Genomic DNA, 378 nt, shown 5'->3' on the forward strand with positions numbered 1-378 from the left:
TTAGGTAAGATTAAAGCTGTCTATTTTTGGCATCTATCATGGTTTAATTCGGATGATTTCCATGGTTGTATGTTTCAAAAAGCATCTTTGGAAATATTGCAACAATATCCATCTATTATTCGTCCGATTGTGGAGTATAGAGAATGGTTAATGGGGCTGGTTGAGGATTTGTTTGAAAAAGCGAAAGTATTTCAACCCCACGTTTTGACTGCTATGTATATTAATATATTGGATGGTATGACGGCCTATGCCAAAGTAAATAAGGATCATTCTGAAATAGAAGAGTGTTGGTATTATATTGAACGGTTGATAAATTTAGAGGCGGCTTAAAGCCATATTTTAATTACTGATTAATCTTAAAAAAACCGGTGAATTTAA

Annotated in this window: 1 pseudogene; it reads left to right on the forward strand. The window is 33.1% G+C overall.

The features are described 5' to 3' along the window. Nucleotides 1-330: pseudogene (locus tag HMPREF0023_RS16000) on the forward strand (TetR/AcrR family transcriptional regulator); the annotation flags it as partial. Nucleotides 331-378 lie beyond the last annotated feature (48 nt).

It is taken from the genome of Acinetobacter sp. ATCC 27244 (assembly GCF_000156555.1).
Classification (GTDB): domain Bacteria; phylum Pseudomonadota; class Gammaproteobacteria; order Pseudomonadales; family Moraxellaceae; genus Acinetobacter; species Acinetobacter haemolyticus.